This window comes from Enterobacter sp. 22452 (assembly GCF_052045065.1).
Lineage (GTDB): Bacteria > Pseudomonadota > Gammaproteobacteria > Enterobacterales > Enterobacteriaceae > Enterobacter > Enterobacter mori.
In genome coordinates, this window is the sequence record NZ_JBQEOB010000022.1 from 1 (window position 1) to 1,614 (window position 1,614).

Annotated in this window: 1 rRNA gene; it reads right to left on the reverse strand. The window is 53.0% G+C overall.

Going from position 1 to position 1,614, the window contains the following annotated elements:
• Positions 1-1,614: ribosomal RNA gene (locus ACTJJA_RS23890) — 23S ribosomal RNA — on the reverse strand; the annotation flags it as partial.

Consider the following 1,614-nt stretch of genomic DNA (forward strand, 5'->3'; position numbering starts at 1 on the left):
GGCTCCACGCAGACTGGCGTCCACGCTTCAAAGCCTCCCACCTATCCTACACATCAAGGACCAGTGTTCAGTGTCAAGCTATAGTAAAGGTTCACGGGGTCTTTCCGTCTTGCCGCGGGTACACTGCATCTTCACAGCGAGTTCAATTTCACTGAGTCTCGGGTGGAGACAGCCTGGCCATCATTACGCCATTCGTGCAGGTCGGAACTTACCCGACAAGGAATTTCGCTACCTTAGGACCGTTATAGTTACGGCCGCCGTTTACCGGGGCTTCGATCAAGAGCTTCGCGTTGCCGCTAACCCCATCAATTAACCTTCCGGCACCGGGCAGGCGTCACACCGTATACGTCCACTTTCGTGTTTGCACAGTGCTGTGTTTTTAATAAACAGTTGCAGCCAGCTGGTATCTTCGACTGATTTCAGCTCCACCCGCAGGGGCTTCACCTACATATCAGCGTGCCTTCTCCCGAAGTTACGGCACCATTTTGCCTAGTTCCTTCACCCGAGTTCTCTCAAGCGCCTTGGTATTCTCTACCTGACCACCTGTGTCGGTTTGGGGTACGATTTGATGTTACCTGATGCTTAGAGGCTTTTCCTGGAAGCAGGGCATTTGTTACTTCAGCACCGTAGTGCCTCGTCATCACACCTCAGCGTTAAAAGAGTTCCGGATTTACCTAAAACTCCCGCCTACATGCTTAAACCGGGACAACCGTCGCCCGGCTAACATAGCCTTCTCCGTCCCCCCTTCGCAGTAACACCAAGTACAGGAATATTAACCTGTTTCCCATCGACTACGCCTTTCGGCCTCGCCTTAGGGGTCGACTCACCCTGCCCCGATTAACGTTGGACAGGAACCCTTGGTCTTCCGGCGTGCGGGCTTTTCACCCGCATTATCGTTACTTATGTCAGCATTCGCACTTCTGATACCTCCAGCAACCCTCACAGGCCACCTTCAACGGCTTACAGAACGCTCCCCTACCCAACAACGCATAAGCGTCGCTGCCGCAGCTTCGGTGCATGGTTTAGCCCCGTTACATCTTCCGCGCAGGCCGACTCGACCAGTGAGCTATTACGCTTTCTTTAAATGATGGCTGCTTCTAAGCCAACATCCTGGCTGTCTGTGCCTTCCCACATCGTTTCCCACTTAACCATGACTTTGGGACCTTAGCTGGCGGTCTGGGTTGTTTCCCTCTTCACGACGGACGTTAGCACCCGCCGTGTGTCTCCCGTGATAACATTCTTCGGTATTCGTAGTTTGCATCGGGTTGGTAAGCCGGGATGGCCCCCTAGCCGAAACAGTGCTCTACCCCCGAAGATGAGTTCACGAGGCGCTACCTAAATAGCTTTCGGGGAGAACCAGCTATCTCCCGGTTTGATTGGCCTTTCACCCCCAGCCACAAGTCATCCGCTAATTTTTCAACATTAGTCGGTTCGGTCCTCCAGTTAGTGTTACCCAACCTTCAACCTGCCCATGGCTAGATCACCGGGTTTCGGGTCTATACCCTGCAACTTAACGCCCAGTTAAGACTCGGTTTCCCTTCGGCTCCCCTATACGGTTAACCTTGCTACAGAATATAAGTCGCTGACCCATTATACAAAAGGTACGCAGTCACC